The 25997-nt window shown below is 73.7% G+C and carries 23 protein-coding genes and 1 pseudogene; 13 read left to right on the plus strand and 11 right to left on the minus strand.

The window, feature by feature from the left end:
- The first annotated feature begins 300 nt into the window (after positions 1-300).
- Positions 301-774, plus strand: a complete 474-nt coding sequence (locus ACO1BR_RS15375; protein WP_426795605.1) for an ATP-binding protein — start codon at positions 301-303, stop codon at positions 772-774.
- A gap of 404 nt (positions 775-1178) precedes the next feature.
- Here the strand turns inward: ACO1BR_RS15375 and ACO1BR_RS15380 are convergent, their stop codons facing one another.
- A complete protein-coding gene (locus ACO1BR_RS15380; protein WP_426795606.1) occupies positions 1179-2105 on the minus strand; it encodes a cyclase family protein in 927 nt (308 codons plus the stop codon).
- A gap of 130 nt (positions 2106-2235) precedes the next feature.
- Here ACO1BR_RS15380 and ACO1BR_RS15385 point away from each other — a divergent pair, with 130 nt between their 5' ends.
- From ACO1BR_RS15385 to ACO1BR_RS15400, 4 genes are all read left to right on the plus strand, one after another.
- Positions 2236-3150 carry an SDR family NAD(P)-dependent oxidoreductase gene (locus tag ACO1BR_RS15385; RefSeq protein ID WP_426795607.1) on the plus strand — a complete coding sequence of 305 codons (915 nt, stop codon included), beginning with the start codon at positions 2236-2238 and terminating at the stop codon, positions 3148-3150.
- A gap of 242 nt (positions 3151-3392) precedes the next feature.
- A complete protein-coding gene (locus ACO1BR_RS15390) occupies positions 3393-4595 on the plus strand; it encodes an acyl-CoA dehydrogenase family protein (protein ID WP_426795608.1) in 1203 nt (400 codons plus the stop codon).
- Positions 4592-5674, plus strand: coding sequence for a Zn-dependent alcohol dehydrogenase (locus ACO1BR_RS15395; protein ID WP_426795609.1), 1083 nt, complete (start codon positions 4592-4594; stop codon positions 5672-5674). Before ACO1BR_RS15390 ends, ACO1BR_RS15395 begins: the two co-directional genes overlap by 4 nt.
- Before the next feature lie 120 nt (positions 5675-5794).
- Entirely contained in the window at positions 5795-7117 is a 1323-nt protein-coding gene (locus tag ACO1BR_RS15400) for an MFS transporter (protein ID WP_426795610.1), read from the plus strand.
- 37 nt (positions 7118-7154) lie between these two features.
- On the opposite strand, the gene ACO1BR_RS15405 is transcribed toward ACO1BR_RS15400, so the two are convergent.
- Both ACO1BR_RS15405 and ACO1BR_RS15410 read right to left on the minus strand, forming a co-directional pair.
- Complete coding sequence (locus ACO1BR_RS15405; RefSeq protein ID WP_426795611.1) at positions 7155-7877, minus strand: YoaK family protein; 723 nt, start codon at positions 7875-7877, stop codon at positions 7155-7157.
- A 139-nt stretch (positions 7878-8016) separates the two neighbouring features.
- Positions 8017-8313: a hypothetical protein gene (locus tag ACO1BR_RS15410; RefSeq protein WP_426795612.1), complete on the minus strand. Its 297-nt coding sequence runs from the start codon at positions 8311-8313 to the stop codon at positions 8017-8019.
- 18 nt (positions 8314-8331) lie between these two features.
- On the opposite strand from ACO1BR_RS15410, the gene ACO1BR_RS15415 reads away from it, so the two are divergent.
- Positions 8332-8631: a helix-turn-helix domain-containing protein gene (locus tag ACO1BR_RS15415; RefSeq protein WP_426795613.1), complete on the plus strand. Its 300-nt coding sequence runs from the start codon at positions 8332-8334 to the stop codon at positions 8629-8631.
- Between the two features lie 19 nt (positions 8632-8650).
- Here the strand turns inward: ACO1BR_RS15415 and ACO1BR_RS15420 are convergent, their stop codons facing one another.
- Positions 8651-9283 carry a flavin reductase family protein gene (locus tag ACO1BR_RS15420; protein WP_426795614.1) on the minus strand — a complete coding sequence of 211 codons (633 nt, stop codon included), beginning with the start codon at positions 9281-9283 and terminating at the stop codon, positions 8651-8653.
- 192 nt (positions 9284-9475) lie between these two features.
- Here ACO1BR_RS15420 and ACO1BR_RS15425 point away from each other — a divergent pair, with 192 nt between their 5' ends.
- Complete coding sequence (locus ACO1BR_RS15425; RefSeq protein WP_426795615.1) at positions 9476-10057, plus strand: RNA polymerase sigma factor; 582 nt, start codon at positions 9476-9478, stop codon at positions 10055-10057.
- An 8-nt stretch (positions 10058-10065) separates the two neighbouring features.
- Complete coding sequence (locus ACO1BR_RS15430; RefSeq protein ID WP_426795616.1) at positions 10066-10662, plus strand: hypothetical protein; 597 nt, start codon at positions 10066-10068, stop codon at positions 10660-10662.
- Positions 10663-10747: 85 nt separating this feature from the next.
- Here the strand turns inward: ACO1BR_RS15430 and ACO1BR_RS15435 are convergent, their stop codons facing one another.
- Positions 10748-11641, minus strand: a complete 894-nt coding sequence (locus ACO1BR_RS15435) for an enoyl-CoA hydratase/isomerase family protein (RefSeq protein WP_426795617.1) — start codon at positions 11639-11641, stop codon at positions 10748-10750.
- A 75-nt stretch (positions 11642-11716) separates the two neighbouring features.
- Positions 11717-13972, minus strand: coding sequence for an acetate--CoA ligase family protein (locus tag ACO1BR_RS15440; RefSeq protein ID WP_426795618.1), 2256 nt, complete (start codon positions 13970-13972; stop codon positions 11717-11719).
- A 452-nt stretch (positions 13973-14424) separates the two neighbouring features.
- Here ACO1BR_RS15440 and ACO1BR_RS15445 point away from each other — a divergent pair, with 452 nt between their 5' ends.
- Complete coding sequence (locus tag ACO1BR_RS15445) at positions 14425-14874, plus strand: Zn-ribbon domain-containing OB-fold protein (protein WP_426795619.1); 450 nt, start codon at positions 14425-14427, stop codon at positions 14872-14874.
- A gap of 217 nt (positions 14875-15091) precedes the next feature.
- Positions 15092-15580 carry an N-acetyltransferase family protein gene (locus tag ACO1BR_RS15450; RefSeq protein WP_426795620.1) on the plus strand — a complete coding sequence of 163 codons (489 nt, stop codon included), beginning with the start codon at positions 15092-15094 and terminating at the stop codon, positions 15578-15580.
- A gap of 60 nt (positions 15581-15640) precedes the next feature.
- Here ACO1BR_RS15450 and ACO1BR_RS15455 read toward each other — a convergent pair whose 3' ends face one another.
- The 3 genes from ACO1BR_RS15455 to ACO1BR_RS15465 all read right to left on the minus strand — a co-directional run bounded on the left by ACO1BR_RS15455 (position 15641) and on the right by ACO1BR_RS15465 (position 19202).
- Complete coding sequence (locus tag ACO1BR_RS15455; protein WP_426795621.1) at positions 15641-16381, minus strand: pyridoxine/pyridoxamine 5'-phosphate oxidase; 741 nt, start codon at positions 16379-16381, stop codon at positions 15641-15643.
- Position 16382: 1 nt separating this feature from the next.
- A complete protein-coding gene (locus tag ACO1BR_RS15460; RefSeq protein ID WP_426795622.1) occupies positions 16383-17639 on the minus strand; it encodes an FAD-dependent monooxygenase in 1257 nt (418 codons plus the stop codon).
- Positions 17640-18017: 378 nt separating this feature from the next.
- The gene (locus ACO1BR_RS15465) at positions 18018-19202 is read right to left on the minus strand and encodes a thiolase C-terminal domain-containing protein (protein WP_426795623.1); all 1185 of its coding nucleotides are present in this window, start codon (positions 19200-19202) and stop codon (positions 18018-18020) included.
- Between the two features lie 237 nt (positions 19203-19439).
- Between ACO1BR_RS15465 and ACO1BR_RS15470 the strand changes: the two genes are divergently transcribed.
- Entirely contained in the window at positions 19440-20747 is a 1308-nt protein-coding gene (locus tag ACO1BR_RS15470; protein WP_426795624.1) for an acyl-CoA dehydrogenase family protein, read from the plus strand.
- Positions 20747-21217: a nitroreductase family deazaflavin-dependent oxidoreductase gene (locus tag ACO1BR_RS15475; RefSeq protein WP_426795625.1), complete on the plus strand. Its 471-nt coding sequence runs from the start codon at positions 20747-20749 to the stop codon at positions 21215-21217. The genes ACO1BR_RS15470 and ACO1BR_RS15475 overlap by 1 nt, the downstream gene beginning before the upstream one ends.
- Positions 21218-21420: 203 nt before the next feature.
- Here ACO1BR_RS15475 and ACO1BR_RS15480 read toward each other — a convergent pair whose 3' ends face one another.
- Positions 21421-22068: a TetR family transcriptional regulator gene (locus tag ACO1BR_RS15480; protein ID WP_426795626.1), complete on the minus strand. Its 648-nt coding sequence runs from the start codon at positions 22066-22068 to the stop codon at positions 21421-21423.
- A 943-nt stretch (positions 22069-23011) separates the two neighbouring features.
- Between ACO1BR_RS15480 and ACO1BR_RS15485 the strand changes: the two genes are divergently transcribed.
- Positions 23012-25618 (plus strand): PQQ-binding-like beta-propeller repeat protein, encoded by a 2607-nt coding sequence (locus tag ACO1BR_RS15485; protein ID WP_426795697.1) that lies wholly within the window; start codon positions 23012-23014, stop codon positions 25616-25618.
- A gap of 54 nt (positions 25619-25672) precedes the next feature.
- Here ACO1BR_RS15485 and ACO1BR_RS15490 read toward each other — a convergent pair.
- Positions 25673-25997, minus strand: a pseudogene (locus ACO1BR_RS15490) (hypothetical protein); the annotation flags it as partial.

Here is a 25997-nt window from a genome sequence, read left to right on the forward strand (position 1 = left end):
ACTCTCCGTTGGGTGCGAGTGGTCCTGTGGCGCAAGGGTCGCGGTGCCGTCGGAAGGGCGGCTCCGGGCTATGGACTGCGTGCCGCTCGCCTCGGGCAAGTCCCCGATGGCCCCCCATGTTCGACTCCCCGCAATGTGCGTCGCACAGTATGCCGCACGCATACTCCCTTGCGCTGGAATATGCCCGAAGCGGTTGTTGCGGTGACTGAACGTCAACCATGCTGTGCTTCGCCGGAGTCACGCATCGTGACTCCGTGGAGGCGCGAGGCGATGTTTCCGCCGGTTCGGATGGTGTGAGCGGTGCAGGTGCTTCAAGTGCAGTTGGACGTGCGGCCCGATCCCGCTGAGGTGGGGCGGGCCCGGCGGTGGGCCCGGTCGAGGCTCGCGGGATCGGGCATAGGGGCGGATGAACCGCTCGCCGAGACGCTGATCCTGCTGATCTCCGAGCTGGTCACCAACGCCGTGGTGCATACCGGCACGGCGGCCCGGCTGCGGATGTGTTTCTCCGGCTCGGGTGCCGTGGTCGGCACCGTACGGGTCGAAGTGGTGGACGACAGCGCCCGCCCGCCGCGCCAGCGGCACGCGGACGGCGAGGACACCAACGGCCGCGGCCTGGAGCTGGTCGACGGTCTGGCGGACCGCTGGGGCTGGCAGCGCGAGGGCGCCGGCAAGCGGATCTGGTGCGAGGTGGACCGCGGGCAGCCGCTGTTGATGGCGGCGGGGGCGGACATGGGGGCGTACGACGCTCATTGCGCCGCGCCGCACCGCGCATGACGCGAGAGTCACGCACCCCGCACCGCGGTGACCGCCGCAGTGACGTCCACGGTGATGGCCGTGGTGACGCTCCGCGCACCGTAAGGAACCGTAGGGTGTTGCGCAAACAGTAACGAATCGGGCATATCGCTCACAACTGCGGAATCCGCGGCCGAATTAGTCCAGACCAGGTGTTGACGTGGCGTGCGCTGGTGATCACTCTTGGGGGAGCGATTCGCCGCGAGGGGACGTCGAGGCCGCGGGAGGGGAGTCGGGATACCGCCATGGCGGTATGCCGGTCCGGGGCCTTGGCGAGTGCGGGTCGTGGCGTGGTTGGGGGCCCCAGCGGTAGCCGGGGAAGGGTGGCGGTCCGCGGTGCCGTGCTCGGGGCGCGCATGAGCGCACCGCCACCCGGCCGGGCGGGCTCACAGCACCGCGACCGGCGCGACCGGCGCACCGCAGCCGCCGACGAACGGTTCGGCCGTCGCCGACAGGAGGAAGGTGTAGCGGCCCTCCGCCGCGCAGGCCGCCGACAGTTCCTCCAGATTCCAGTTCTGGCCCTGGAGCATGCCCATCTCGACGAGGTGGAGGGCGTGCACCGGCATCCACAGGTTCTCGATCTCCGGCGGGAAGATCTCGAAGGTGAGGGTGTCGTTGGCGACCGCCGCGACATCGCGGGCGTGGAACCACTCCGGGGTGCGGAGCGAGAGGCCCGGGGACGGGAACGCGTACGCCTCCCGGTCGCCGGCGAGGTAGTGCCGGAGCTGCCCGGTCCGGACCAGTACGACGTCGCCGGACCGGACCGCGGTCCCGGCCAACTCCTCGGCGGCCGCCAGGTCCTCGGGAGTGACGGCGTGATCGTCCGCCAGGCGGTCGCGGCCGTGCGCGCGGGCCACGTCCAGCAGTACGCCCCGCGAGACGATCGGGGCGGCCTTCTCGATGCCGAGGGCGGTGGCGCCGCGGTGCGCCGTGACGGAGCCGGCGGGGCGGTTGTTGTAGAGCCGCCCGGAGTGCGAGACGTGGCCGAGGCCGTCCCAGTGGGTGGCGGCCTGCAGGCCCATGGTGACCGTGTCGTCGGAGGTGGCGACCGTACCGGGGCCGAAGATCTCCTGGTTGACGGCGACCATGGTGTGCAGCGGGTTGACCCGGCCGGGGATCGCGCCGGTCTGCACACCGTCCTGCCGGAGCGGCAGGGCGAGGGGGACGCGCAGCCCGCTGCGTACGGTAGCGGCGGCGGCGCGCACCACGTCCGGGGTGATCAGGTTCAGTGTGCCGGTCTCGTCACCGGCGCCCCAACGTCCCCAGTTGTTCACGCGGTTGGCGATGTCGTGGAACTCCCGCGGCAGCGGCACGGTGCCTCCTCGGACGGCTCGGGTGGCGGTGGCGGGTAGTGGGTGGCGGCTTCGGTTCGGGGGCTTGTGTTCGTACCGCGTCTGCTCAAAAATCTAACGGTCCGTCAGAAACCCTGGGAAGGGGCGCGGCATGGGGAACTTCTTGGCCGGCAAGGTGGTCGCCGTCACGGGGGCGGGCCGCGGCATCGGGCGGGCCGTCGCCCTGGCCGCCGCCGCCGAGGGCGCGAAGGTGATCGTCAACGACTACGGCGTCTCGATCGAGGGCGGCGAACCGAGCAGCGAGGTCGCGGCGGCGGTGGTCAAGGAGATCGAGGCGGCGGGCGGCAGCGCCACGGCCGTCGCCGACGACGTCTCCACCATGGCCGGCGGGCAGCGGATCGTGGACACCGCGCTGGCCGAGTACGGCCGGATCGACGGTGTGGTGTGCGTGGCCGGGATCCTGCGCGAGCGGATGCTCTTCAACATGTCCGAGGAGGAGTGGGACCCGGTCGTCGCCACGCATCTGAAGGGCACCTTCACGGTGTTCCGGGCCGCCGCGGCGGTGATGCGACGGCAGAAGTCCGGCACGCTGATCGGCTTCACCAGCGGCAACCACCAGGGCAGCGTCGCGCAGGCCAACTACGCCTCGGCGAAGGGCGGGATCATCTCGCTGGTGCGGAGCGCGGCGCTGGGCCTGCACAAGTACGGGGTGACGGCGAACGCGGTGGCGCCGGTCGCCCGGACACGGATGTCAGCCAACGTGCCGATGGAGCTGACGGAGATCGGCGAGCCGGAGGACGTCGCGGCGTTCGTCGTCTACCTGCTGAGCGAGCGGGCGCGGGCCGACGGGGTCACCGGCCAGGTGTACACCGTGGCCGGGCCGAAGATCGCGGTGTGGGCGCAGCCGAGGGAACTGCGCTCCGTTTACGCCGATGCGGGCGGGTGGACGCCGGAGCGCGTCGCCGAGGTGGTCGCGGGGTCGGTCGGGGTCGATCCGATGCCGATGCTGGCGCGGCTTGAGGAGATGGCGCGGGCCGCGGCGGCCGGTGACCGGCCCAACGGGTAGCTCGGCGCTTGGCCTTCTTCCCACGTTTTTGGCTTTCCCGCCGTGGGGGTTCTGTCTTTGCGCCTTCGGCGCGGGGTGTTGTCCGCTGCGCGGGGCTGTCGGGGTGCGGTGACGGGCCTCCGGGGGCGGTGTGCAGGACTGCTTCGCTTTACGTCCTGCACACCGCCCCCTCCGGCCCGTCCCCTCCCGTGGGTGATGGGGAGAGACGGCGGGTGGGGGTCTGTGCGAGTGGGAGGGCTCGGGTGGAGTTCGGGTTTGGTGATGATGAGGAGTCGTTCCGGGGTGCGGCGCGGGAGTGGCTTGAGGGGCACCTGGTGGGGGAGTTCGCCGCGTTGCGGGGGCGGGGTGGGCCCGGGAGTGAGCATGTGGGGGGTGGTGTTCGGCGGGCCTGGGAGCGGGAGTTGGGGAGGGGCGGGTGGATCGGGCTCGGGTGGGACCGGCGGCACGGTGCGTACGGGAACCGGGCGGGGTCGCTGACGCAGCAGGTGGTGTGGGCGGAGGAGTACGCGCGGGCCGGGGCGCCGGGGCGGGTGGGCCACATCGGGGAGAACCTGCTGGCGCCGACGCTGATCGCGTACGGGGACGAGGCGCAGCGCGGACGGTTCCTGCCGGCGGTGGCGCGGGGGGAGGAGCTGTGGTGCCAGGGGTACAGCGAACCGGACGCGGGGTCGGACCTGGCGGGGCTGCGGACGGTGGCGGTGCGGGACGGGGGCGGGTACCGGGTCAGCGGGCAGAAGGTGTGGACCTCGCTGGCCATGGAGGCGGACTGGTGCTTCGTGCTGGCGCGGACGGACCCGGGGGAGCGGCGGCACCGGGGGCTGTCGTTCCTGCTGGTCCCGATGGACCAGCCGGGGCGGATCGAGGTGCGGCCGATCCGGCAGATGTCGGGGACGGCGGAGTTCAACGAGGTGTTCTTCGACGGGGCGGTGGCGCGCGCCGAGCACGTGGTGGGCGGGGAGGGCGCGGGCTGGCGGGTGGCGATGGGGCTGCTGGCGCTGGAGCGGGGGGTGTCGACGCTGGTCCAGCAGATCGGTTTCGCCGCGGAGCTGGGTGCGGTGGTTGCGGCGGCGCTGCGGTGCGGGGCGGTGCGGGACCCCGTGCTGCGGGATCAACTCGTAAGGCAGTGGGGCGAGTTGAAGGTCATGCGGTGGAATGCGCTGCGGACTCTGGGGGCAGATGGTGACGCAGGGGCGCCGAGCGTGGCGAAACTGCTGTGGGGCGGCTGGCATCAGCGGCTGGGGGAGCTGGCGATGCGGGTCCGCGGGGCGGCGGCCGTGGTGGGGCCCGCCGACTGGGACGCGGCGGCACCGTACGAACTCGACGCGCTGCAACGGCTGTTCCTGTTCACCCGGGCCGACACGATCTACGGCGGCTCGGACGAGATCCAGCGCAACATCATCGCCGAGCGGGTGCTCGGCCTGCCGAGAGCGGAGCGGTTCAGATGAAGGGCGTCATATTCGACGGTGAGCAGCCCCGGGTCGTGGACGATCTGGAGGTACGGGATCCGGGGCCGGGCGAGGTGCTGGTGGGGATCCGGGCCGCGGGGCTGTGCCACAGCGATCTGTCGGTGATCGACGGGACCATTCCGTTCCCGGTGCCGGTGGTGCTGGGACACGAGGGGGCCGGGGTGGTCGAGGCCGTGGGTGCGGGCGTGGACCATGTCGTGCCCGGTGACCATGTGGCGCTGTCGACGCTGGCGAACTGCGGGGCGTGCGCGGAGTGCGACCGGGGGCGGCCGACGATGTGCCGCAAGGCGATCGGGATGCCCGGGAAGCCGTTCCGGCGTGGGGAGACGCGGCTGTTCAACTTCGCGTCGAACTCGGCGTTCGCGGAGCGCACCGTCGTCAAGGCGGTGCAGGCGGTGAAGATCGCCCGGGACATTCCGCTGACGTCCGCGGCGCTGATCGGGTGCGGGGTGCTGACCGGGGTCGGCGCCGTGCTCAACCGGGCGAAGGTGGACCGCGGGGACTCCGTGGTGGTCGTCGGGACGGGCGGGATCGGCCTCAACGTGCTCCAGGGCGCGCGGATCGCGGGCGCGTCGTTGATCGTGGCGGTGGACACCAACCCGGCGAAGGAGGCGTCGGCCCGGCAGTTCGGGGCGACGCACTTCGTCGACGCGTCGGCCGTCCCGGACACCGTCAAGGCGGTGAAGGCGATCCTGCCGACCGGCGCCGACCACGCCTTCGAGTGTGTGGGCAGTACGCGGCTGATCCGGCAGGCGATCGACCTGCTGGACCGGCACGGGCAGGCGGTGCTGCTGGGCGTTCCGCCGGCCACCGCCGAGGCGTCCTTCCTCGTCTCGTCGATGTACCTGGACAAGTCCATCCTGGGCTGCCGCTACGGATCCTCCCGCCCACAGCGGGACATCGCCCTGTACGCCCGGCTGTACCGCGAAGGGCGTCTGCTGCTGGACGAGTTGGTGACCCGTACGTACGCGGTGGAGGACTTCGCCAAGGCGGCGGACGACGCGCACCACGGGCGGGTGGCGCGGGGGGTGCTGCTGTTCGGGCGGGACGAGGGGTGAGACGCCGGCCGGAGGACCGGCCCGGGTGGTGAGGCGCCGGCCGGAGGGCTGGCCCGAACCTTGCGAACCCTGGCCCTCCGGCCACTCGTTCGGTAGGGCGGCGTCCCCGAAGCTGGCGAGGTGACCCAGACACCGCTCGATCTGCCGACAGGTGCGCCCGGCGAGGAGGCTCCCGCAGCTCCCCCGGCCGTGCCCCGACGCCTCCGCCGCCCCCACCGGGCCTGGTCCGTCGCCGCCGTCACCTTCCTGACGATCACCGGCGCGGCCGGCTTCGCCTCCCTCCCCGGGCTGCTGATCGACCCGCTGCACGACGAGTTCCACTGGTCGCGCGGCACCATCGGCTTCGCGGTGTCGGTCAATCTCGCCCTCTACGGGCTGACCGCCCCGTTCGCCGCCGCCCTCATGGACCGCTTCGGTATCCGCCGGGTGGTCGGCGCCGCGCTGACCGTGATCGCCATCGGCGCCGGACTCACCGTCTTCATGACCGCCAGCTGGCAACTGGTCCTGCTCTGGGGCGTGCTGGTGGGCCTGGGCAGCGGCTCGATGGCGCTCGCCTTCGCCGCGACCGTCACCGGCCGCTGGTTCGTGGCCCGGCGCGGCCTGGTCACCGGCGTCCTCACCGCCGCCGGCGCCTCCGGCCAGCTGGTGTTCCTGCCGCTGCTCTCCTGGATCGTCGAGCGCCACGACTGGCGCCCGGCCGCCGTCACCGTCGCCCTCGCCGCGCTCGCCGTCGTCCCCCTCGTCTGGCTGCTGCTCCGCGACCACCCGGCCGACGTGGGGGTGGCTCCGTACGGGTCCGCGGACTTCGTCCCCAAGCCGCCCCCGCAGCAGGGCGCCGCCCGCCGCGCCCTGCGGGCCCTGGCCTCGGCCGCCGGCACCGGGCCCTTCTGGCTCCTCGCCGGGACCTTCGCGATCTGCGGCGCCACGACGAACGGGCTGGTCAAGACCCACTTCGTGCCCGCCGCCCACGACCACGGCATGCCGATGACCGCGGCCGCCTCGCTCCTCGCCGTCGTCGGCGTCTTCGACATCGCGGGCACCATCGCCTCCGGCTGGTTCACCGACCGCTTCGACACCCGCCGGCTGCTCGCCGTCTACTACGCCCTGCGGGGCGTCTCCCTGATGTTCCTGCCGGTGCTCTTCGCGGACACCGTCCACCCCCCGATGATCTTCTTCATCGTCTTCTACGGCCTCGACTGGGTCGCCACCGTCCCCCCGACCATCGCCCTGTGCCGCGAGTACTACGGGGCCGACAGCGCCATCGTCTTCGGCTGGGTCCTCGCCGCCCACCAGGTGGGCGCCGCCCTCATCGCCTACCTCGGCGGCCTGGCCCGCGACGCCTTCGGCACCTACGACCCGGTCTGGTACGCCTCCGGCGCACTGTGCGCGGTGGCGGCGCTGATGGCGGTGGTGATCCGGGGGAGGGGGCGGGCGGCGGCGTAGGGCCCGTCCGAATGGGGCAGGGCCGGGGTCGCGCGGCTCAACGGCTGCGCTGTGATCCGGGGTGGCAGCGGAGGACGGCGGTGAGGGCGGCGACGGTGAGCGAGGTGGCCAGCAGGGCCCAGCTGCGCCCGAGTTGGGTGAGGGCGGTGGCCCCGATGACGGCACCGAGCGCGGTGCTGCCGATGAGGCCGAGGCGGCGCGGGGTGTGCGAGCCGGTACCGGTGCAGGCGCCGTGGACGAGGGAGATCAGCGCGCCGGTGAGGGCGAAGGTGGTGAGCAGCTCCGGTATCGCGAGGCTGCGCACGGCGGCGCAGCGGATGCCCATCGTTAGGGACAGCAGGGTCACCAGCGCGTGGTGACCGTGGCCGCCGGGGTGCCGGAACGAGATGACCGCGGCGGCCAGGAGCAGCACTGCCTCGACGGCCAGGGCCGTGCAGAACCACTCGCGGGAGGCGGCGGAGGCCGCCCTGCGCAGGGCGGTCGCGGTGGCGGCGACGCCGGTCAGGAAGCCGGTCAGGGCCAGCAGCGGGGCGAGTCTGGCGAGGTCCGGAACACCGCCGAGCGCGAAGCCGAACGCCACGACGTTGCCGGTCATCATGCCGACGAAGACCTCGCCCAGGCCGAGGAAACTGATGGCGTCGGTCATGCCGATGGTGACCGTCAGCGACAGCACCGCGGCCGGGAACGGGTCGCCGGAGGACGGGGCCGGAGCGGCGGGCGGGGGGTCGTCTCCCCGGGACGGGCCAGGATCAGCAACCATGCCCATGATCCTTCGTGGCTCCCCGCCCCCGGTGCAACCAATCACCGTGAATGGGCCGAAAACCTCCGTATCGGGGCTTCTTTCGGGAAAGCGCTCCGTCCGGACCTGGCGGGGACCGCCGCCCGGGCTCACTCCGCCGTCACGGCCGGACCCGCCGGAAGGTGTCGGCGTTCGTCATCGCCGCGTGCGGCCAGGGCAGCGTGCGGAGTTCGGGGGTCGCGCCGGGGCGCGGTGGTTTCACCGCGGAATCCGCGATCACGTGCCAGAGGGTCTCCAGCACGCCCGCACGGAGCAGGCCGGTGAAGGACGTGAGGGTGTCGCCCGCCGGACCGGAGCGGCCGAAGGCGAAGTGGAGGCAGTTGCCGCCCCATCGGGAGGGCGGGCAGCGGCAGTTCTCTCGGGTGCCGCCCCCGCGGGGCGGTACCGAGGACGCCACGCTCGCGCGGATTCTGGAATGGGCCGAGCGAACCTCCACCGGTCGCTCACCCTCGGCGCGCTCGCCGCCCACGGCGCGGTCTCGCCCCGCACGCTGGCCCGGCTGTTCGAGCGCCACCTCGGCACGAGCCCGGGAAAGTGGCTGCTGCGCCGGCGGATCCAGGAGGCGTGCACGCTGCTGGAGCGGACGGATGCCACAGTGGAGTCGGTGGCCGCGGCGGCAGGATTCCCCGACCCCTCGAACTTCCGCCGCCGCTTCTTCGACGAGTTGGGGACGACGCCCAGCGGCTATCGGCGCACCTTCGCCGTCCCCCGCTGAGGCAGCCGGCAGGCTCCCGTCAGCCGTCGAACCGCCCGAACGCCCCCCGGTGGAAGAGGAGGGGCCCGCGTTCGGCCGCGGCCGGGTCGGTGCCGAGGGCGTCGACCCGGCCGACGACGATGAGGTGGTCGCCGCCGGTGTGCACGGCGTGGACGGTGCAGTCGATCCAGGCGGGGACGTCCGCCAGGCGGGGGGAACCGGTGGCGGGGGCCGGGGTGTGGGTGACGCCGGCGAACTTGTCGGCGCCGCTGACCGCGAAGGCGCGGCAGAGCGCGCCCTGTTCGGCGCCGAGGACGTTGACGCAGAAGACACCGGCGCGGGCGATGCGCGGCCAGGTCGTCGAGGTGCGGGCGACCATGAACGCCACCAGGGGCGGGTCCAGGGAGAGGGAGGCGAAGGACTGGCAGGCGAAGCCGGCCGGGCCGCTGTCGCCCGGGGCGGTGATGACCGTGACGCCGCTCGCGAAGTGGCCCAGGACGGCGCGGAATTCGGCCGGGTCCAGGGGGGCGCGTTCGTCCTCCCGCACGGCGTGCAGGGCAGGGCGGGGGAGCGCGGTGGGGTCCTGTGCGACCGGTGGGGCGGCCTTGGTCGGTGCGCCCGCGGCCCGTAGGTAGCGCACTGCGGTGGCCGCCATTCCGGCGTGTCCCATCATGCCTGCATTGAATCTGATGCAGCGTCAGATTGGAAGGGTGGACGCCACCCTGAAGGGTGGTTTGGGGGGAACTGCGGGGGTGGATCAGGGGTATTCGGGGGAGCGCGGGGGGCGGTCCTGATTGGCTGCCGAGCGCACGGGTACGTCCACCTCGGTCGCGCCGTAGCCAAGCACGGGGGAGTGTTCCGGTACATGGCCGATGTGACACCGCCGGCATCCATGTCCGCCGCGTCATCCGTATCGCCCACCTTCGACGAGGTCTTCTGCGGCCTGTTGCCCCGGCTCTACCGGCGCGCGGTGATGCTGGCCGGATCGCGGCAGTCCGCGGAGGACGTGGTGCACGAGGCGTATCTGAAGCTCGCCGCCCGGCCGCAGCGCTTCCTCGCACACCCCGAGCCGTACGCCTACGCCTTCACCGCCGTGCTCAGTGTCGCCCGGGACGCGTACCGCAAGGACCGCCGGCAGGTGCTGGTGGACGAGGTGGCGGTGGTGGAGGGAGCCGACGACGCGGGGGCGGTCGGTGGCGGGTACGGCGGATGGGACGGCGGGGTGGCGCGGCGGCATGCGGAGCTGGAGGCGGTGCGGCTGCTGGGGCGGCTCTCGCACCGGCAGGCGGGGATCGTGATCCTCGTCGATCTGGACGGGTACACGATCGACCAGGCCGCGAAGATCATGAAGGTGCACCGCGGCACCGCGGCCCGGCATCGGGCGCGGGCCCTGGACAGGCTGCGCGCGTACCTCGTTGAATCGGAGCACGGGCAGGCCGGGAGGTGAGCGGCACGATGGGCGCGGGGCCACGGTACGGCGACGCGGACGAGGAGGCCGCGGCGCTGCTGCGGGCGCGACTGCGGCTGGCCGACGAGCAGATCGAGACGCCGGCCGGGCTGTGGGCCCGGGTCCGGGAGCAGCCGGGCGCGGGGCGGTCCACGGCGGGGGTGTGGGCGCGGCGGCGCCCTCTCGCCGTCGCGCTGGCGGTGGCCGCGGCGGTGGCGGCGGTGGCGCTGGGCGTGTGGTGGCTGGTGCGGCCGGGGCCGGTGGACATCCGGCCGGCCGGACCGCCCGGGACGATGCCGGTCACGGTCTACAACAGCGAGGAGGCATGCCGTACGGGCCGCACCCTGGAGTGCGCGTTGCGGCTGGCCAAGGACCCGCACACCGCGTACGCGGCGCGCGGGAACCTCGCCGGGCGGGTCTGGCACGGCGAGGTCCTGTGGGCGCGCTGCGTGGCCTCGGACGGGCAACTGCTGCGGGACGAGGAGGGGGTCACCTCCACCCGCTGGTACCGGGTCACCGGCGTGGGCGGGGTGTCGGGATGGCTGCCGGGAGTGCGGACCCGTAACACGCGGGAGGTGCCCGAATGCCCGGCGGGGGAGAGGTGAGCAGCCACCGGCCCCGGCAGGCGGAACGCGGCCACCGGCCCCGGTAGGGCGAACGCGGCCACCGGCCACGGTAGATGGGACGCGGTCACCGGCCCCGGTAGGTGGGACGGCGGCGCTCGACGAAGGAGGCGACGCCCTCCTGCGCGTCCGCCGTCGTCATGGTGAGCTCCTGGGCGGTGGCCTCGGCGGCGAAGGCCGTGCCGCGGTCGGTGTCCAGGGAGGCGTTGACCAGCGCCTTGGTGAGGGCGAGGGCGCGGGTCGGGCCGGCGGCCAGCCGCTCCGCCCACTCCCGGGCGGTCTTCGCCAACTCGCCGTCCGGCACGACCCGGTTGACCAGGCCCAGGCGGGCGGCCTCGGCGGCCGGTACGGCGTCGCCGAAGAACATCAGCTCCTTGGCGCGCTGCGGGCCGATCAGCCGCGGCAGCAGATAGGCGCCGCCGCCGTCCGGGACCAGCCCGCGGCGCGCGAACACCTCGATGAACCGGGCCGATTCGGCGGCCAGCACCAGATCGCAGGCGAACGCGAGATGCGCGCCGATCCCGGCGGCGGTCCCGTTGACGGCGGCGATGACCGGCTTCTCGCAGTCCAGTACGGCGGCGATGAACCGCTGCGCGCCGTTCCGGATCATCCGCGCGACATCGCCGGCCACCCGCGCGCCGCCGCCGTCCGTCCCGCCGGCCGGCGGCGGGCCGCGCAGATCGGCGCCGGCGCAGAACCCCTTGCCGGTCGCGGTGATCACCACCGCCCGTACGTCCGGGTCGGCGGAGGCGTCGGCGAGCCGGCCGATGAGGCGTTCGCGCTGCTCCCAGGTGAGGGCGTTCATGGCGTCCGGGCGGTTGAGGGTCAGCCACGAGACGCCGTTGTCAGCGCTGTGCAGTATCAAGGAATCGACGGGATCGACGGGATCGGCAGGGCCGGCGGCGGGCGCCGGGCCCTCGTCGGCGGGGGAATCGGCGCGGGAGGACGGTGCGGACGTCATGGGGGTGCGGCTCCAGAGGGGGGACGGGGAAAGGGCAGTGGGTACCGGGAACGTGGCGAGGGATCGCCGTGGTCATCAGTGGCAGATCGCCAGCGCGTCCAGCGCCACCGCGCCCTGGCCGCGCTCCAGCACGACCAGCGGGTTGATGTCCAACTCCGCCAGCTCGCCGCCGAGTTCCAGGGCCATCCGCTGCACCCTGAGGACCACCTCGACCAGCCCGTCGGTGTCCGCCGGCGGTGCGCCGCGTACGCCCTCCAGGAGCGCGTGGCCGCGGAGTTCGCCGAGCATCGCGCGCGCCCGGTCCTCGCCGAAGGGCGGTACGCCCACCGCGATGTCCCGCAGGACCTCCACGAGCACCCCGCCCAGCCCGACGGACACGGTCGGCCCGAACAGCGGGTCGTGGGTGACGCCGACGACCATCTCGACGCCCCGCTCGACCATCTGGCAGACGAGCACGCCGTCCAGCGGCACGCCTTCGTAGCGGGCGATGTCGGTCAGCTCGCGATAGGCGTCCCTGACCTGGCTGGCCGAGGTCAACCCGACCTTGACCAGGCCGAGTTCGGTCTTGTGGGCCAGTTGCGGGCCGGAGCCCTTCATGACCACCGGATAGCCGACCAGGCTCGCCGCCCGTACGGCCGCCGCGGCGCTGGTCACCAGCTGCTCGCGCGGTACGCGGATCCCGTAGGCGCGCAGCAGCTGCTTCGCCGCGTGTTCGCTCAGCTGCTGGCCCGGCCGCATCAGCGCCTGCGCCTTCCGGAAGGAGGGGGAGAGCACCCGCGGCGCCTCGTCGAAGGGCGAGCGGTAGCCGGCGGCGAAGCGGTGGTGGTCGAGGTAGGCGCGGACGGCGGTGATGCAGTTGGCGAAGGTGCGGAAGGTCGCCACGCGCGAGGAGCCGAGGAGGGTGCGGCGATAGGCGTCCTCGGTGCCGACCGGCGAGCCCCAGACCACGCACACCTGCTTGTCCGTCTGCTCCGCCGCGTCCACCAGGTCCTGTGCCAGCTTGTCGCTCATCGGCGGGAAGGGGCCGGTGATCGGGCAGATGAGCACGCCGACGGACGGGTCGGCGAGGATCGCGTCGAGGATCTTGCGCCCGCGCCAGTCGCCGACCGGGTGGCCGCCGTTGTCGATCGGGTTGGCGACGTTGAGGTAGTCCGGTATCCACTGGTGGAGTTCGGCCTGCTTGGCGTCGGACAGGGTCGGCAGCCGCAGGCCCGCCGCGGTCGCCAGATCGGAGAAGTGGGCGCCGGTGCCGCCGGAGATCGAGTAGACGGCGATGCCCTCGGCGGTGGGCTTCCGGGCGCGGGCCAGCAGTGCCGCGGTGTCCTGGAGCTCGTCGAGCCCGTCCACCCGGATCACGCCGAACTGCCGCATCGCGGCGTCCACCACCTCGTCCGCGCCGGTGAGCTTGCCGGTGTGCGAGGCGGCCATACGGGCGCCGGTCTCGGTGCGGCCGACCTTGACGACGACCACCGGCACCTTGTTGCGGGCGGCGCGGTCGGCGGCGAGCAGAAAGCCGCGGCCGTCCTTGAGCCCTTCCACATACGCGGCGATCGCCCCGACCTCGGGACGGGTGGCGAAGTAGGAGAGGAAGTCGGCGGTCTCCAGATCGGCCTCGTTGCCGGTCGGAGCCCAGTGCGAGAGGCGGATGCCCAGTTCCTGGAGGGTGAAGACGGGCCGGCCCTGGTGGCCCGACTGCGTGATCAGCGCGATGGCCGGACCGTCCAGATCATCGCGGAACTTCTCGAAGGCGTTGAGGTTGGTGTTCGGCCCGAGGAGCCGCAGGCCGGAGCGTTCGACGGCCTCGGCGAGCCGGTCCTGGGCGGCGGCCCCGTCCACGCCGGTCTCGGCGAAGCCGGAGGCGAAGGCGACCGCGAACTTCACCTTGGCCTCGGCCAGTTGCTCGATGACCGGCAGCGGGTCGCCGACCAGCAGCACGGCGAGGTCGACGGCTTCGGGCAGGTCGGCGACGGTGGCGTGGCAGGCTCGGCCGAAGACCTGCTCGCGTCCGGGGTTGACCGGGTGGAGCCGGGCGCCGACCCGCTCCGCCCAGGCGATGAGCTGGCGCGTGATGCCGGTGTTGGGCCGGCCTTCGCTGTCCGAGGCGCCGATCACCGCCACGGACTCGGGCCGGAAGAAGCGGTCCAGGTCGGGGACGGGGGCGCTCAGCGGACGGCCGCTGACGTCGTGGTCGACGGCGCCGTCGCCGGGCCGCCCGGCGCTGCCCCGTGGGTCGGTCATGCTGTGGACGGTGTGTGGGGGTTGCTCCCCGCAGGCCACGACGCGGGCCGGCCGGGAGTGCGTGGTGAGGGTGCCGTGAGTCGATCCAAGCATCGCAGACGCCCGCTCCTGTGTGACGGCTCTCGTTGACTGCACTGCGCGCCGCACCGCACCGGGTGCGCGCACCGGTCAGCCCGCGCTGCACACCGCACGCTGCACACCGCGCGCTGGCGCACTGCACCGCACCGCACTGCTCCCGCTCCGTACGCGGCGGATAGCTGACGCCTAGTCAGATTACTGAACTGACGGCATGTCAGGAATGGGGCTGCACGGTAAAGCTTCGCGTGCGGGCTCGGCGAGGCCGGACCGGCGCGCACCCGGTGGCTCGCGACCCCGGCCTCTTGCGCGCCCGGCCATCCATCCGCTGAACTGACGTACCGTCAGAGTCAGGACCCGGGACGTGAACAGCGGTGTGCGCTGGGGGTGTGCGGATGAGTGCGGGACGTAGGGGGAGTTCGGGACGTGCGGGGGGCCCGGCCGGGTCGGCAGGCGCCGCCGGGAGTGCGGTGGCGCGGTCCGATCTGCCGGAGGCGGACGCCTTCACCCGGACCTACTGGGATGCCGCGGCCGCGGGGCGGCTGCTGCTGCGCCGGTGTCGCGCCGCGGGGTGCGGGGCGGTCCACCACTACCCGCGCGAGTTCTGCCCGCACTGCTGGAGCGAGGACGTCGGCTGGGAGCCGGCGTCCGGCCGCGCCACCCTCTACACCTGGTCCGTCGTGCACCGCAACGACCTCCCGCCCTTCGGCGACCGGGTCCCGTACGTGGCGGCCATGGTCGAACTCGCCGAAGGCCCGCGGATGATGACCGAGGTGACGGACTGCGCGGTGGCGGACCTCCGGATCGGGATGCCGCTCGCGGTGCACTTCCGCACGGACCCCGCGGACTCACGCGGGGAAGGAGCGGTGGGCGGCGGCGGGTACGCCGTCCCGGTCTTCCGGCCGGCGCGCGACGGGTGAGCGACGCGGCACGGGCGGCGGGTGAGCGACGCGGCACGGGCGGCGGGCCGGCGGCCTGGAGGCCCGTGGCCTGGAGGCCCGCGGTAATCCGGTGGCGGCCCCGCCCGGTCCGCGGCACGCTGTTCCGGTGCCGATCCCACCCGAGCCGAACCCACCCGCACCGACGCCGTCCGAGCCGAACCCACTCGCACCGACCCCGTCCCTACCGACCGCACCCGTGCTGATCCGCGACGCGACCGCCGCCGACTGGCCCGCCGTCTGGCCGTTCTTCCGGGACGTCGTGCGGGCCGGGGAGACCTACACCTATCCGCGCGACATCGACGAGCCGGCGGCCCGTGCGAGCTGGATGCTGGAGCCGCCCGGCCGTACGGTCGTCGCCGTCGACGACTCCGGGACGGTGCTGGGCTCGGCCAAGATGAACCCCAACCACTTCGGCGGCGCCGGGCACATCGCCAGCGCCAGCTTCATGGTCGACCCGCGGTACCGCCGGCGCGGCACGGGACGGGCCCTGGGCGAGCACGTCCTGGCCTGGGCCCGCGCCGAGGGCTACCGGGCGATGCAGTTCAACGCCGTCGTGGAGACCAACACCGGCGCCGTCGCCCTCTGGCGGTCCCTCGGCTTCACGATCATGACGACGCTGCCCGAGGGCTTCCACCACCCCACCCAGGGGTATGTGGGGCTGCACATCATGTACCAGCAGCTGTAGGCCCTGACGGCGGCGGCGCTCCCGCTTGCCGCCGCCCCGCCGCGTCCCCCCGCCACGCCCTCACGGCCAGAGCAGCTCCCGCTCCCAACCACCCTCCGTACGGTGGTAGTTGAGCCGTACGTGGCGCCGCCGGGCATCGCCCTGGAAGAACTCCACCTCATCGGCGCGCAGGACGTACAGCGTCCAGCTCGGGACGGGTGCGTCCGGTTCGCGGCGGGCGCGCTCCCAGGCGGCGTCCGAGGCGCGGGCCAGTTCCTCGGTCGAGCCGAGCACCTCGCTCTGGCGGCCGACCAGCGCCGCCGCCAGCGCACCGGTCGAGCGGTGGTGCAGATCGGCCGCGCTCTCCTCCGGGCCGGCCGCGGTCACCGTGCCGCGGATCCGTACCTGGCGGCCGACCGCCGCCCAGTAGAAGCCGAGCGCGGCGCGCGGGCGGGCGGCCAGTTCGCGGCCCTTGCGGCTGCCGCGGTGGGTGCCGAAGTGCCAGCCCCGCTCGTCGGCATCGTGCAGCATCAGGGTCCGTACGGAGGGGTCGCCGGCCTCGTCCGCCGTCGCCAGGGTCATGGTGTGCGGCTCGGGAACGCCGGCCTCGGCGGCCTCCCGCAGCCACCGCCGGAAGAGCGGCAGCGGCTCGGCGGGCGCCTGCCCGGGGTCGAACGACGGCAGTTCGCAGTCCCAGACCCGCAGCCCGCGCAGCAGCTCGCGGAAGGCATCCGCGGCGGCGGCCCCCTCCGTCGCGGCCTCGGGGGAGGGTCGGCCGGTGGGGCGGGGCGAGCGGTCGGGGTGCGCGTGGTGATCGGCCATGTCAGGCAGCGTACGTGGGCTGCGCGGGAGGGGCCGCGGCCACGGGCGGCAGCGGGTAGTCCTTGAGCGTGATCGCGTGGGCGCCGCGCTGAACGTCCTCGGCGACCTTCCGTGCGACCCAGTTCTTCCAGGGCATGTGCGGCAGCATCCGCAGCATGAGATGCCGCAGCCGGATCTGCCACCAGGTCGGCGGCGTCATCTCGCGGGCGAACTTCTCCGCCAGCGCGTGATTGGCCGCGACATACCCGCGCATCTCCGCCTCGTAGCGCGCGAACGCCACCGCCGGGTCGCCGCCGGCCGCCGCCAGCTCCCCGGCGAGTACGTACGCGCCGACCAGCGCCATCCCCGTGCCCTGCCCCGAGGCGGGCGAGGCGCAGTGCGCGGCGTCGCCGAGCAGCACCACCGGCCCGCGGGACCAGCGGTCCATCTGGACGAGGTGGAGGCCGTCGAAGTAGAAGTCGTCGGCCTCGCGGGCCGCTTCGAGCAGCCGGGGGATCTGCCAGCCGTCGCCCGCGAACGCGCCGTCCAGCAGGTCGAGCTGGCGCTCGGTGTCCCGGTGGTCGTACTCCAGCCGCGGGGAGCGGAAGCCGAGCAGGCCCTTGGCGCCCGGCTCTCCGGCCGAGTGGTAGACGCAGGTCAGCTTGCCGGGGAGGGCGTGGTACAACTCCTCGCGGTCCAGGCCGAGTTCGTTCTCCAGCGAGAAGGCCGAGAGGTACCCGCCGAGGTGCCGCAGGAAGCGCTCCTCGGGGCCGAAGGCGAGCCGTCGGACGGTGGAGTGCAGCCCGTCCGCGCCCACGACCAGGTCGAAGCGGCGGGTCGCGCCCCGCTCGAAGGCGACCTCGACGCCGCACTCCCCGCTGCCCGTGAGCGGCGTCAGGGACGTGATCGAGTCGCCGAAGCGGTACGCGACGTCCGCCCGGGTCCGTTCGTGGAGGATCCGCACCAACCTGCCGCGCATGATCTCGTCGTCGCGGCCGACGCGGGCGCCGAAGATGTCGGCGGGGAGGGTGGCGATCCGCTTGCCTCGGCTGTTCACGTAGGCGCCGGTCCGCATGTCCGAACTGGAGCGCTGGATGTCCTCCAGGATCCCCATCCGCTCGGCGACGTCGATGGCAGGACCCCGGATGTCGACCTTGTAACCGCCGGTCCGCGGTGCGGGGGCGCGCTCCACGACGGTGACCGCGAAGCCGTAGCGGTGCAGCCAGTAGGCGAGCGCCGGGCCGGCGATACCGGCCCCGGAGATCAGCACGGTCCGCACGGAGGGGACGGGCTGAGCGGACGTGACCGGCTGAACTGGCCGAGAGGCGCGGGGCGTTGCGTCGGTTCCGGGCATGGCGGATTCCCTTCGGGCGGTGGTGCTCCTGGGTGGTGGTGGCGCGCGAACACGACTGTACAAGCGTCTTAAACGCTTGTCTATGACGCATGTATAGATCCTGCTCGCAGGGTTCGCCCGCGCCGACCCCGCGCTCTGTGACGCGATGCTCGACCGCGACGGCCGCCTCAGAGGCGGCGACGGCCACCAGGACCGGCGGATCGCCCTACTGGTCGCCCGGTTCACCGGACCCGCGCCGAAGTGGGCGGCGGTAAGCGGCAGTAGAGGGAAGTCGGCGACGGGGCCGCCCCTGCCTCCCTCCCCCTACCCCCGCCCCAGCACCACCGTCCCCGACGAGCAGAACCAGCCGCCCGTACCGGAGGCCACCGCGAGCCGCGGCAGGCCGCCGCCGGGTTTCCGTACCTGGCGGTCCGGGCCGGCCTCGCCGCGGAGCTGGCGTACCGCCTCGACCAGCAGGAACAGCCCGCGCATCCCCGGGTGGCAGGCGGCCAGCCCGCCGCCGTCGGTGTTCACCGGCAGCTCGCCGTCCCGCAGCAGCCGCCCCTTTCCGACGAACGCGCCGCCCTCCCCCTTGGCGCAGAAGCCCAGGTCCTCCAGGGTCACCAGGGTCATATAGGTGAAGGCGTCGTAGATCTCGGCGAGGTCGATCTCCGAGGGGCGGACGCCGGCGCGTTCGAAGGCCAGCCGGCCGGAGACGGCGGCCGGGGAGACGGTGAAGTCGTCCCACTCCGACATGGTGGTGTGCGAGACGGAGGTGCCCGAACCGAGCACCCAGACCGGGGGCTTGGCCAGGTCGGGCACGCGGTCCTCGGCGACCAGCAGTACCGCGCAGCCGCCGTCGGAGCGGATGCAGCAGTGCAGCTTGGTGAACGGGTCGGCGATCATCGGGCCGGAGAGCACCTCGTCGACGGTGATCGGGGCGCGGTACAGGGCGTCCGGGTTCGTCGCGGCGTTGGCCCGCGCCTGGACGGCTATCTGGGCCAGTTGTTCCAGGGTCGTCCCGTACTGGTGCATATGGCGGCGGGCGGCCATCGCGTACTTGGCGATCAGGGTGTGCCCGTAGGGGACCTCGAACTGGAGCGGGCCGCGGGCGCCGAAGGAGAGGTTGGCGGTGCGGCGCCGCGCCCTGATGTCGGCGCGGGCGGTGGAGCCGTAGACCAGCAGTACGGCGTCGGCCCGGCCGGCGGCGATCGCGTCGGCGGCGTGCGCGGCCATCACTTCCCAGGTCGCACCGCCGACCGAGGTGGAGTCGACCCAGGTGGGGCGCAGGCCCAGGTATTCCGCGACCTCGATGGGCGCGAGGGTGCCGAGGCCCGCCGAGGCGAAGCCGTCGATCACCGAGCGGTCGAGACCGGAGTCGGCGAGCGCCCGGCGGGCGGCCTGGGCGTGCAGGGCGTAGGGGGTGGCCTCGTCCACGCGTCCGCAGTCGGACAGGGCGACTCCGGCGACGGCGACCTTGCGGTTCCGGGAAAGGGTCCCTGACGTCATGAATCTGACGGTACATCAGATACGGCGAGGCCGGCAGAGCGCGCTCTGGAGGGTGTGTGCCGGAGGGGGCGGAGGGCGAGGGCGGCCGGGAAAGTCCGCCCGGGACTGGGAAACTGCGGGCGGCCTCCCTACTATGACGCCCCGTCAGATCGTCTGCTGCCGCACCACGTCAGAACCTGCGCTGCACGTCCCGCCCGGCCGGGCGGGCGGTACCGCACGGCCGGGAGGAGCCCGCCGATGGATGCCGCGTTCACCGAGGAGCAGGACGAGATCCGCCGCACACTGCGCGAACTGCTGCGCAAACGCTGCGGCCCGGACGAGGTCAAGGCGGCGGTACGCACCCCGGAGGGCCATGACGCCGGGCTGTGGCGGCAACTCGCCCAGCAGCTCGGGCTGCCCGGACTGGCCCTGCCCACCGCGTACGGCGGGGTCGGTTGCGGGCCCACCGAACTCGCCCTGGCCTGCGAGGAAACCGGCCGTGTCGTGCTTCCCTCGCCGCTGATCGCCACCGCCGTACTGGCCGCCCCGCTGATCCTGGCGCTCGGCAGCGCACGCCAGCGCGCCGAGCTGCTGCCCGCCCTCGCCGCCGGGGAGCTGACCGCCACCCTCGCCGTACCGGGCGGGCGGCTGGCCACCGCGCTGGCGCTGACCGGGCCCAACGACGGCGACTGGGCGGGCGGCGGCCGGGCCGGTGGGATCCAGGCGCGGTTGCCGCAGCGGCCGCCGTCGCCGGGCGGCGGCGCGGGCTGGCGGCTCTACGGGGAGGCCGGGCAGGTCCTCGACGGGCACACCGCCGATGTGCTGGTGGTCGCCGCGCACACGGGCGGGTTCGCGCGCAGCCGCACCCGGCTCTTCGTCGTACGGGCGCAGGGGCCGGACGGGGCAGCGCCGCCCGGTCTGCTGCGGACCCGGCAGACCGCGATGGACGAGACCCGGCCGCAGGCGCGGATCGAACTCCGCGACGTGGCAGCCGAGTTGCTGGGCGAGCGGGCGGGTGACGCGGGCCGGGAGCCGGACGGGGAGGGCGCCGGGGTGGCCGGGGCGCTGGCCGCCACCGGGGCGTCGGCGGCCGCGGCGCTGGCCGCCGAGGCGGTCGGAGCGGCCGACGCGGCGCTGGCCCGTACGGTCGGCTATGTGCAGGAACGCACCCAGTTCGGCCGGCCGATCGGCTCCTTCCAGGCCGTGCAGCACCGGCTCGCGGACCTTTACGTGGCGGTGCAGGCGGCGCGCTCGGCGGCGTACTACGCGGCCTGGGCGGCGGGCGGCGGCCGGACCGGGGAGGCCGACGGGCCCGGTGTGGGCGCGCTGGCGCTCGCCCAGGCGCTGGAGGCGCTGCGCGCGGTGGCGGCCGAGGCGGTGCAACTGCACGGTGGGATCGGCTTCACCTGGGAGCACGACGCGCATCTCTACTTCAAGCGGGCGGCCTGCGACGAGCTGGTGCTGGGGCCGGTGCACCGGCTGCGGGCCCGAGCCGCCGAACAGGCCGGCCTGTTCGCGGACGCGGACGGGGCGCCGCGCGCGGTCCGAGCGGCGGTCGGCGCCTGATGCCCCCGGGAGAGCGGCTGGTGCAGCGGGTCTCCGCGACCCGGACGTTCGCGCGGATCGCGCCGCACGTCATCCCCGCGCTGGACCGCGCCGTCCACCGGCTGACCCGCGGGCGGGTGCTGCTCAGCGCCCGGATGCTGCCCGGTGCGATCCTGACCGCGACCGGTGCCAGGAGCGGGCGGCCGCGGCGCACTCCGCTGGCCTGCCTGCCGCAGGACGACGGCGGCTGGCTGCTGATCGGCAGCAACTTCGGGCGGCCGGGGCATCCGGCCTGGACCGGAAACCTCCTCAAGAACCCGGAGGCGGAGGTGAGTTGGCGGGGCCGGGACATTCCGGTGCGGGCCCGGCTGCTCACGGGGGAGGAGCGGGCGCGGGCCTGGCGGGCGGCACGGGACCGCTGGCCGCCGTACGCCGCCTATCAGGCGCGGGTGGCGCGGGAGATCAGGCTGTTCCGGCTCGACCGGCGCTGACCTGCCGGCGTTCGACGGGCCACCGCACACGCGCAGCGGGCGCCGTACGGACCCCGGAGGGGCGGTCGGCACCCGCTGCGTGCGCGAAACGGCTATGGCAGGACGGACTCAGGACGGAGGGCGAACTGTCCCGGAAACACCGGGACATCGAGGCAGGCGGGCTCTCGACGCGACCGGTTCGATCCGGTATCCGGCAATCCCGGTTACTTGGTCGGCTTCTTGCCGGTGACGCCGAAGTGCACCAGAAGGGCCAGATTCGGCTTGAGGTCGGCCTGCTTGACGCCCCAGCTCTGAAAACCCTTCTGGTGTCCGGCGACCGCCGCCAGCATCGCGACGAGCGAGCCGGCCATGGCCGCCGGGCTGACGTCCTTGTCGACCTTGCCCTTGCTCTGGAGCTCCTGGATCGAGTCCGTAAGGGAGTTGGTGACCGCGTTGAGGATCTTCATGCGGATCTTGTAGAACCGCTTGTCACCCTCGGCCGCGCCCAGGTCGATCACGCGCAGAATCGCGTCGTGCTTGCGCCAGAAGGAGAGGAAGCCGTCGACCAGCTCCTCCGCAGCCTGCCAGCCGGACTTGCCCACCCAGGAGCGTTCGGCGACCAGATCGGTCAGACTTGCGCCTTCTTTGGCCATCTCCTCGGCGATTTCGAGGACGGCGCCTTCCACATCGGGGAAGTACTGATAGAACGTTGCGGGCGAAGTGCCCGCTTTGCGGGCCACGTCGATGACTTTGACGTCCCGATAGGGGGACGAACTGAGCATTTCACTGAGGCAGTCGAGAAGCTTTTGCCGCGTCGCCTGTCCGCGGCGGCCGGCAACTCTGCCGTCGACGGTTCGAACTTGTCCTGTCATGCCGTCAGCTTACCGAGGGGTGATCGGAGCGCGATTTGGCTGCCTGCAAATGGGGACGGGGGAGTTCGGGGCTTCGAGTCCTCGTTACCGCCCTGATAACGGGCCTGATCGCGGCCCGGATCGGCAGCGCGTCCATTGGTCCGATCCAGTGAATGGTGTTATCAACAGGCTGTGGACAACTTTGGTGGACAACCCCCGTCGCTCTGACGACAAGTGTGCACCCGATGTGGCTCGTTGGGGCTCCACACCCTTTATGGGGGTGGTGTCCACCGTGCGGCAGTCGAGCATGAATCGCCCCCGTGTTCGAATCCCGGCCGCGCGGGACGCGTATCCCGCGGCTAGCTTGGAGTGGAGGCGGGGCGGCGCTACGGCAATTCGTGCGCCACGCGCGGTGTCCTGCCCCCGAAATCGCCCTGGACGACGCAGAATTGAGCGCACCGGCGGTGACCCGCCGGTGCGCAGGGGCGGGATACGGGGGACGGTATGCGGAGCGGTGCGGGTGGGACGCCTCTTGTCAGGGGGAGGCGAAGGGCACGGTTTCGGCCACCGGCGGCCGGTCGCCGGGGTGGCCGCGCGGTGCGCGCCGGACGGGTGTGCGTGCGCTCTTCGTCCGGTTTTCCGCGCGGAATCCATCCGTCCGGTTGGGGTGATGGGTGGAAGGAATTTCCCTGGCGCCGATTCGGGGCGGCGCGCAACTTGCCGGTAACCCCTCGGTAACCGCCCGTCCGCGGACGTATCGGAGCACGTCAGGCGGGGGTGGAATACGCCGGGTAATGGCCTTGTTGCGCATTGCAGGGGGTGATTCGTGACACGACCGACAGGCCCCGGGTTCGCAACCGTCGGCCCGGCCAGGAAGAATCAGGGTGCGTACGGCCGTTTCGACACTCCTTGCCGCAGGCGGGGAGACGCTGCACGGGGCAGTGGCTCTCGGCGGCCCGTGGCTATGGAGAGTCTCTTTTACGCCCCACGGGGAGGTGGCAGGCAAGTGGTGGAGCAGCTGACGCAGCTGACGCAGCACGATCCCCGGCGGATCGGCCCGTTCGAGGTCCTCGGCCGTCTCGGGGCCGGCGGCATGGGCCTGGTCTATCTGGCGCGGTCGGCGTCCGGCCGGCGGGTGGCGATCAAGACGGTCCGCACCGAACTCGCCGAGGACCAGCTGTTCCGGGTCCGCTTCACCCGCGAGGTCGAGGCGGCCCGCGCGGTCAGCGGCTTCTACACCGCGGCGGTGGTCGACGCCGACCCCAGGGCGGCCGTGCCCTGGCTGGCGACGGCGTACGTCCCCGCGCCCTCCCTGGAGGAAATAGTCAATGAATGCGGGCCGCTGCCGGCCCAGGCGGTGCGCTGGCTGGCCGCCGGGATCGCGGAGGCGCTGCAGTCGATCCACGGCGCCGGGCTGGTGCACCGCGATCTGAAGCCGTCCAACGTCCTGGTGGTCGAGGACGGTCCGCGGGTGATCGACTTCGGTATCGCCTCCGGGGTGTCCAACACCCGGCTGACGATGACCAACGTAGCCGTGGGCACCCCTGCCTACATGTCGCCCGAGCAGGCCCGTGACTCCCGCAGCGTCACGGGCGCCAGCGATGTCTTCTCGCTCGGCTCCACGCTGGTCTTCGCCGCCACCGGGCACGCCCCGTTCCACGGCGCCAACCCCGTCGAGACGGTCTTCATGCTGCTCCGGGAGGGCCCCGACCTGGCCGGGCTGCCGGACGAGCTCCGGCCGCTGATGGAGTCCTGTATGCAGATGGAGGCGGCCCACCGGCCGTCCCCGGCCGACCTCCAGTCGCAGCTGGCGCCGCATCTGTTCGGCTCCGGCAGCGACGACAGCGGCACCGCGTCGGCCTGGCTGCCGCCCGGTGCCGTGGCGCTCATCGAGCAGCGGCGCGGTGGCGGCCGCGGCGCCGTCCCGCAGAGCACCCCGCGCGCCGCCTCCGTCCCCCGCGGCGCCGGCCGCCCGCAGTCCGCGGTGCCGCCGCCCCCGCCGCAGGCCGCCGCCCCGCAGCAGCCGGTGGCGCCGCCGCGCCCGGAGAGCCCGCCGGCTGAGTACGGCGGCCAGCCTCGGATCGGCGCCGGTCCCGCCGCGCACCGCGGCGCCGACCCCCGTGGCGCGATGCCGGTGCCGCAGCCGGTGGGCCCGGAGGCCGCGGCGGCGGACCTCGCCCCCGCCGGCGGTCCCGTACGGCTCAGTGGTTCGCACGCCCCGATAGGGCCGGGGCCGCGCGCCGGGGAGGCCGCGCCGCAGCGCGCCCAGGCCGGTGCCGCGACGAACTGGGTCCGGCCGCCCGCCGGCGGCCCGGCGGCGGCCGGTGTGCCGCAGCAGGGTGCCGCCGCCCCCAACGGCGCGGCGGGAGACGGGATCCAGGCCGCCCCGCCGGCCCCGCCCGCGCCGGTCGCCGCGCCCGAGGCGCCGGCCGCCGAGCCGGGCCGCTGGCGCCCGTGGCGGTTCCGGATGTCGAACGACGTGTGGGGCACCCCCGTGGTCGCCGGCGACCTGCTCTACGTCACCTCCTTCGAGGTGCACGCGCTCGATGTGGCCAGCGGGCGGCGGAAGTTCAAGACCCGTGACGTCGCGTGGGCGATGTCGGTCGCGGACGGCCGGATCCACGCCTCGGACGGCCCGACCCTCTACACCCTCGACGCCGACGACGGCACCGAGCGCTGGCGGCTGGGCACCGAGGGCTGGGTCTACGCCCTCGCGGCCGGCCGCGGCACCGTCGTCACCGGCACCCGGGGCGGCGGTGTCCAGGCGTGGGAGGCCGCCAACGGCGAGCTGCTGTGGGAGATCGGCGGCGTCCAGACGGACTTCGAGACCGCCGAGGCCGGGCCGGTCCTGCACGACGGCACGGTCTTCGTCTGGGCCGACGCGCGACTGAAGGCGCTGGAGCTGCGTACCGGCGCCGAGCGCTGGTCGTATCCGGTGGGCGACACGGCGTCCTGCGGCGGTGTGCCGATGCGGCTGCTGCCCGCGCCGGACGGGGCGGTCTATGTGGTCGCCGGGGCGCGGGTGCTGGCGATTGACATCGCCCGCGGCGAGCTGCGCTGGCACTTCGAGGCGCCCGCGGTCTTCGTGAGCCCGCCCGCCTTCGCGCCCGGCCCGGCCGTCACCGGCGGCGGGATCTACCTCGCCGACTATCTGGGCACGGTCTACGCCCTCGACGCGGCCGACGGCCGGGACCGCTGGCGGATCGCCACCGAGGCCCGCCAGTCCACCGAGCCGGTGCTGGTCGCGCACGGCGCCGTCCATCTGGGCAGCGGCAAGGCGCTCTACACCCTCGACGCGGTGACCGGCACCCCGCGCTGGCGCTTCCAGGCGGGTGCCGAGGTGGTGGGCTCCCCCGTCGTCGCGGAGGGCCGGGTGCACTTCGGGTCGGCCGACCACTGCCTGTACACCCTCGACGCGATGGGCGGTCAGCTGCGCTGGAAGCTGGCGACCGGCGGCGAGATCACCGGCTCGCCGGTGGCGGTCGGCGGGGTCGTCTACGCGTGCAGCAAGGACCGCTGCGTCTACGCCCTGGACGCCGCCAGGGGGACGGGCCTGGCGCGGCGGCCGTAGTCCGGCCTCCGGGTGCCACGAGCCTTCGCCGGTGCCACGACCCGTCGCCGTGGTCTACGCCCCGTTGTCCGGGGGCTGTTGGGGCCCCGGCCCCGGCGGGCCGGGCTGCCCCTGTGCGCCGGGATACCGCTGCTGCTTGCCCCACTCGACGGGAGGAGTGGGCTGCTGCCGGTGGTCCGGCGGGGTCGGTGGCGGCGGGTGCTGCGGGTGCTGCCGGGTCGGTGGCGGCGGGGCCGCCCAGGGGGCCGGCGGAGTGTCGTCCTCCGCGCGGTAGATGCTGTGGGTGTCCCCGACGTACGGTTCCGGGCCCCAGTCCTCGGGGGCCGGCGGCGGATGGGGCTCGCGGTCGTCGTCGCGTTCGAGCACCCGGCGCGGGGGG

Source organism: Streptomyces sp. YGL11-2, assembly GCF_050054615.1.
Taxonomy (GTDB): Bacteria; Actinomycetota; Actinomycetes; order Streptomycetales; family Streptomycetaceae; genus Streptomyces.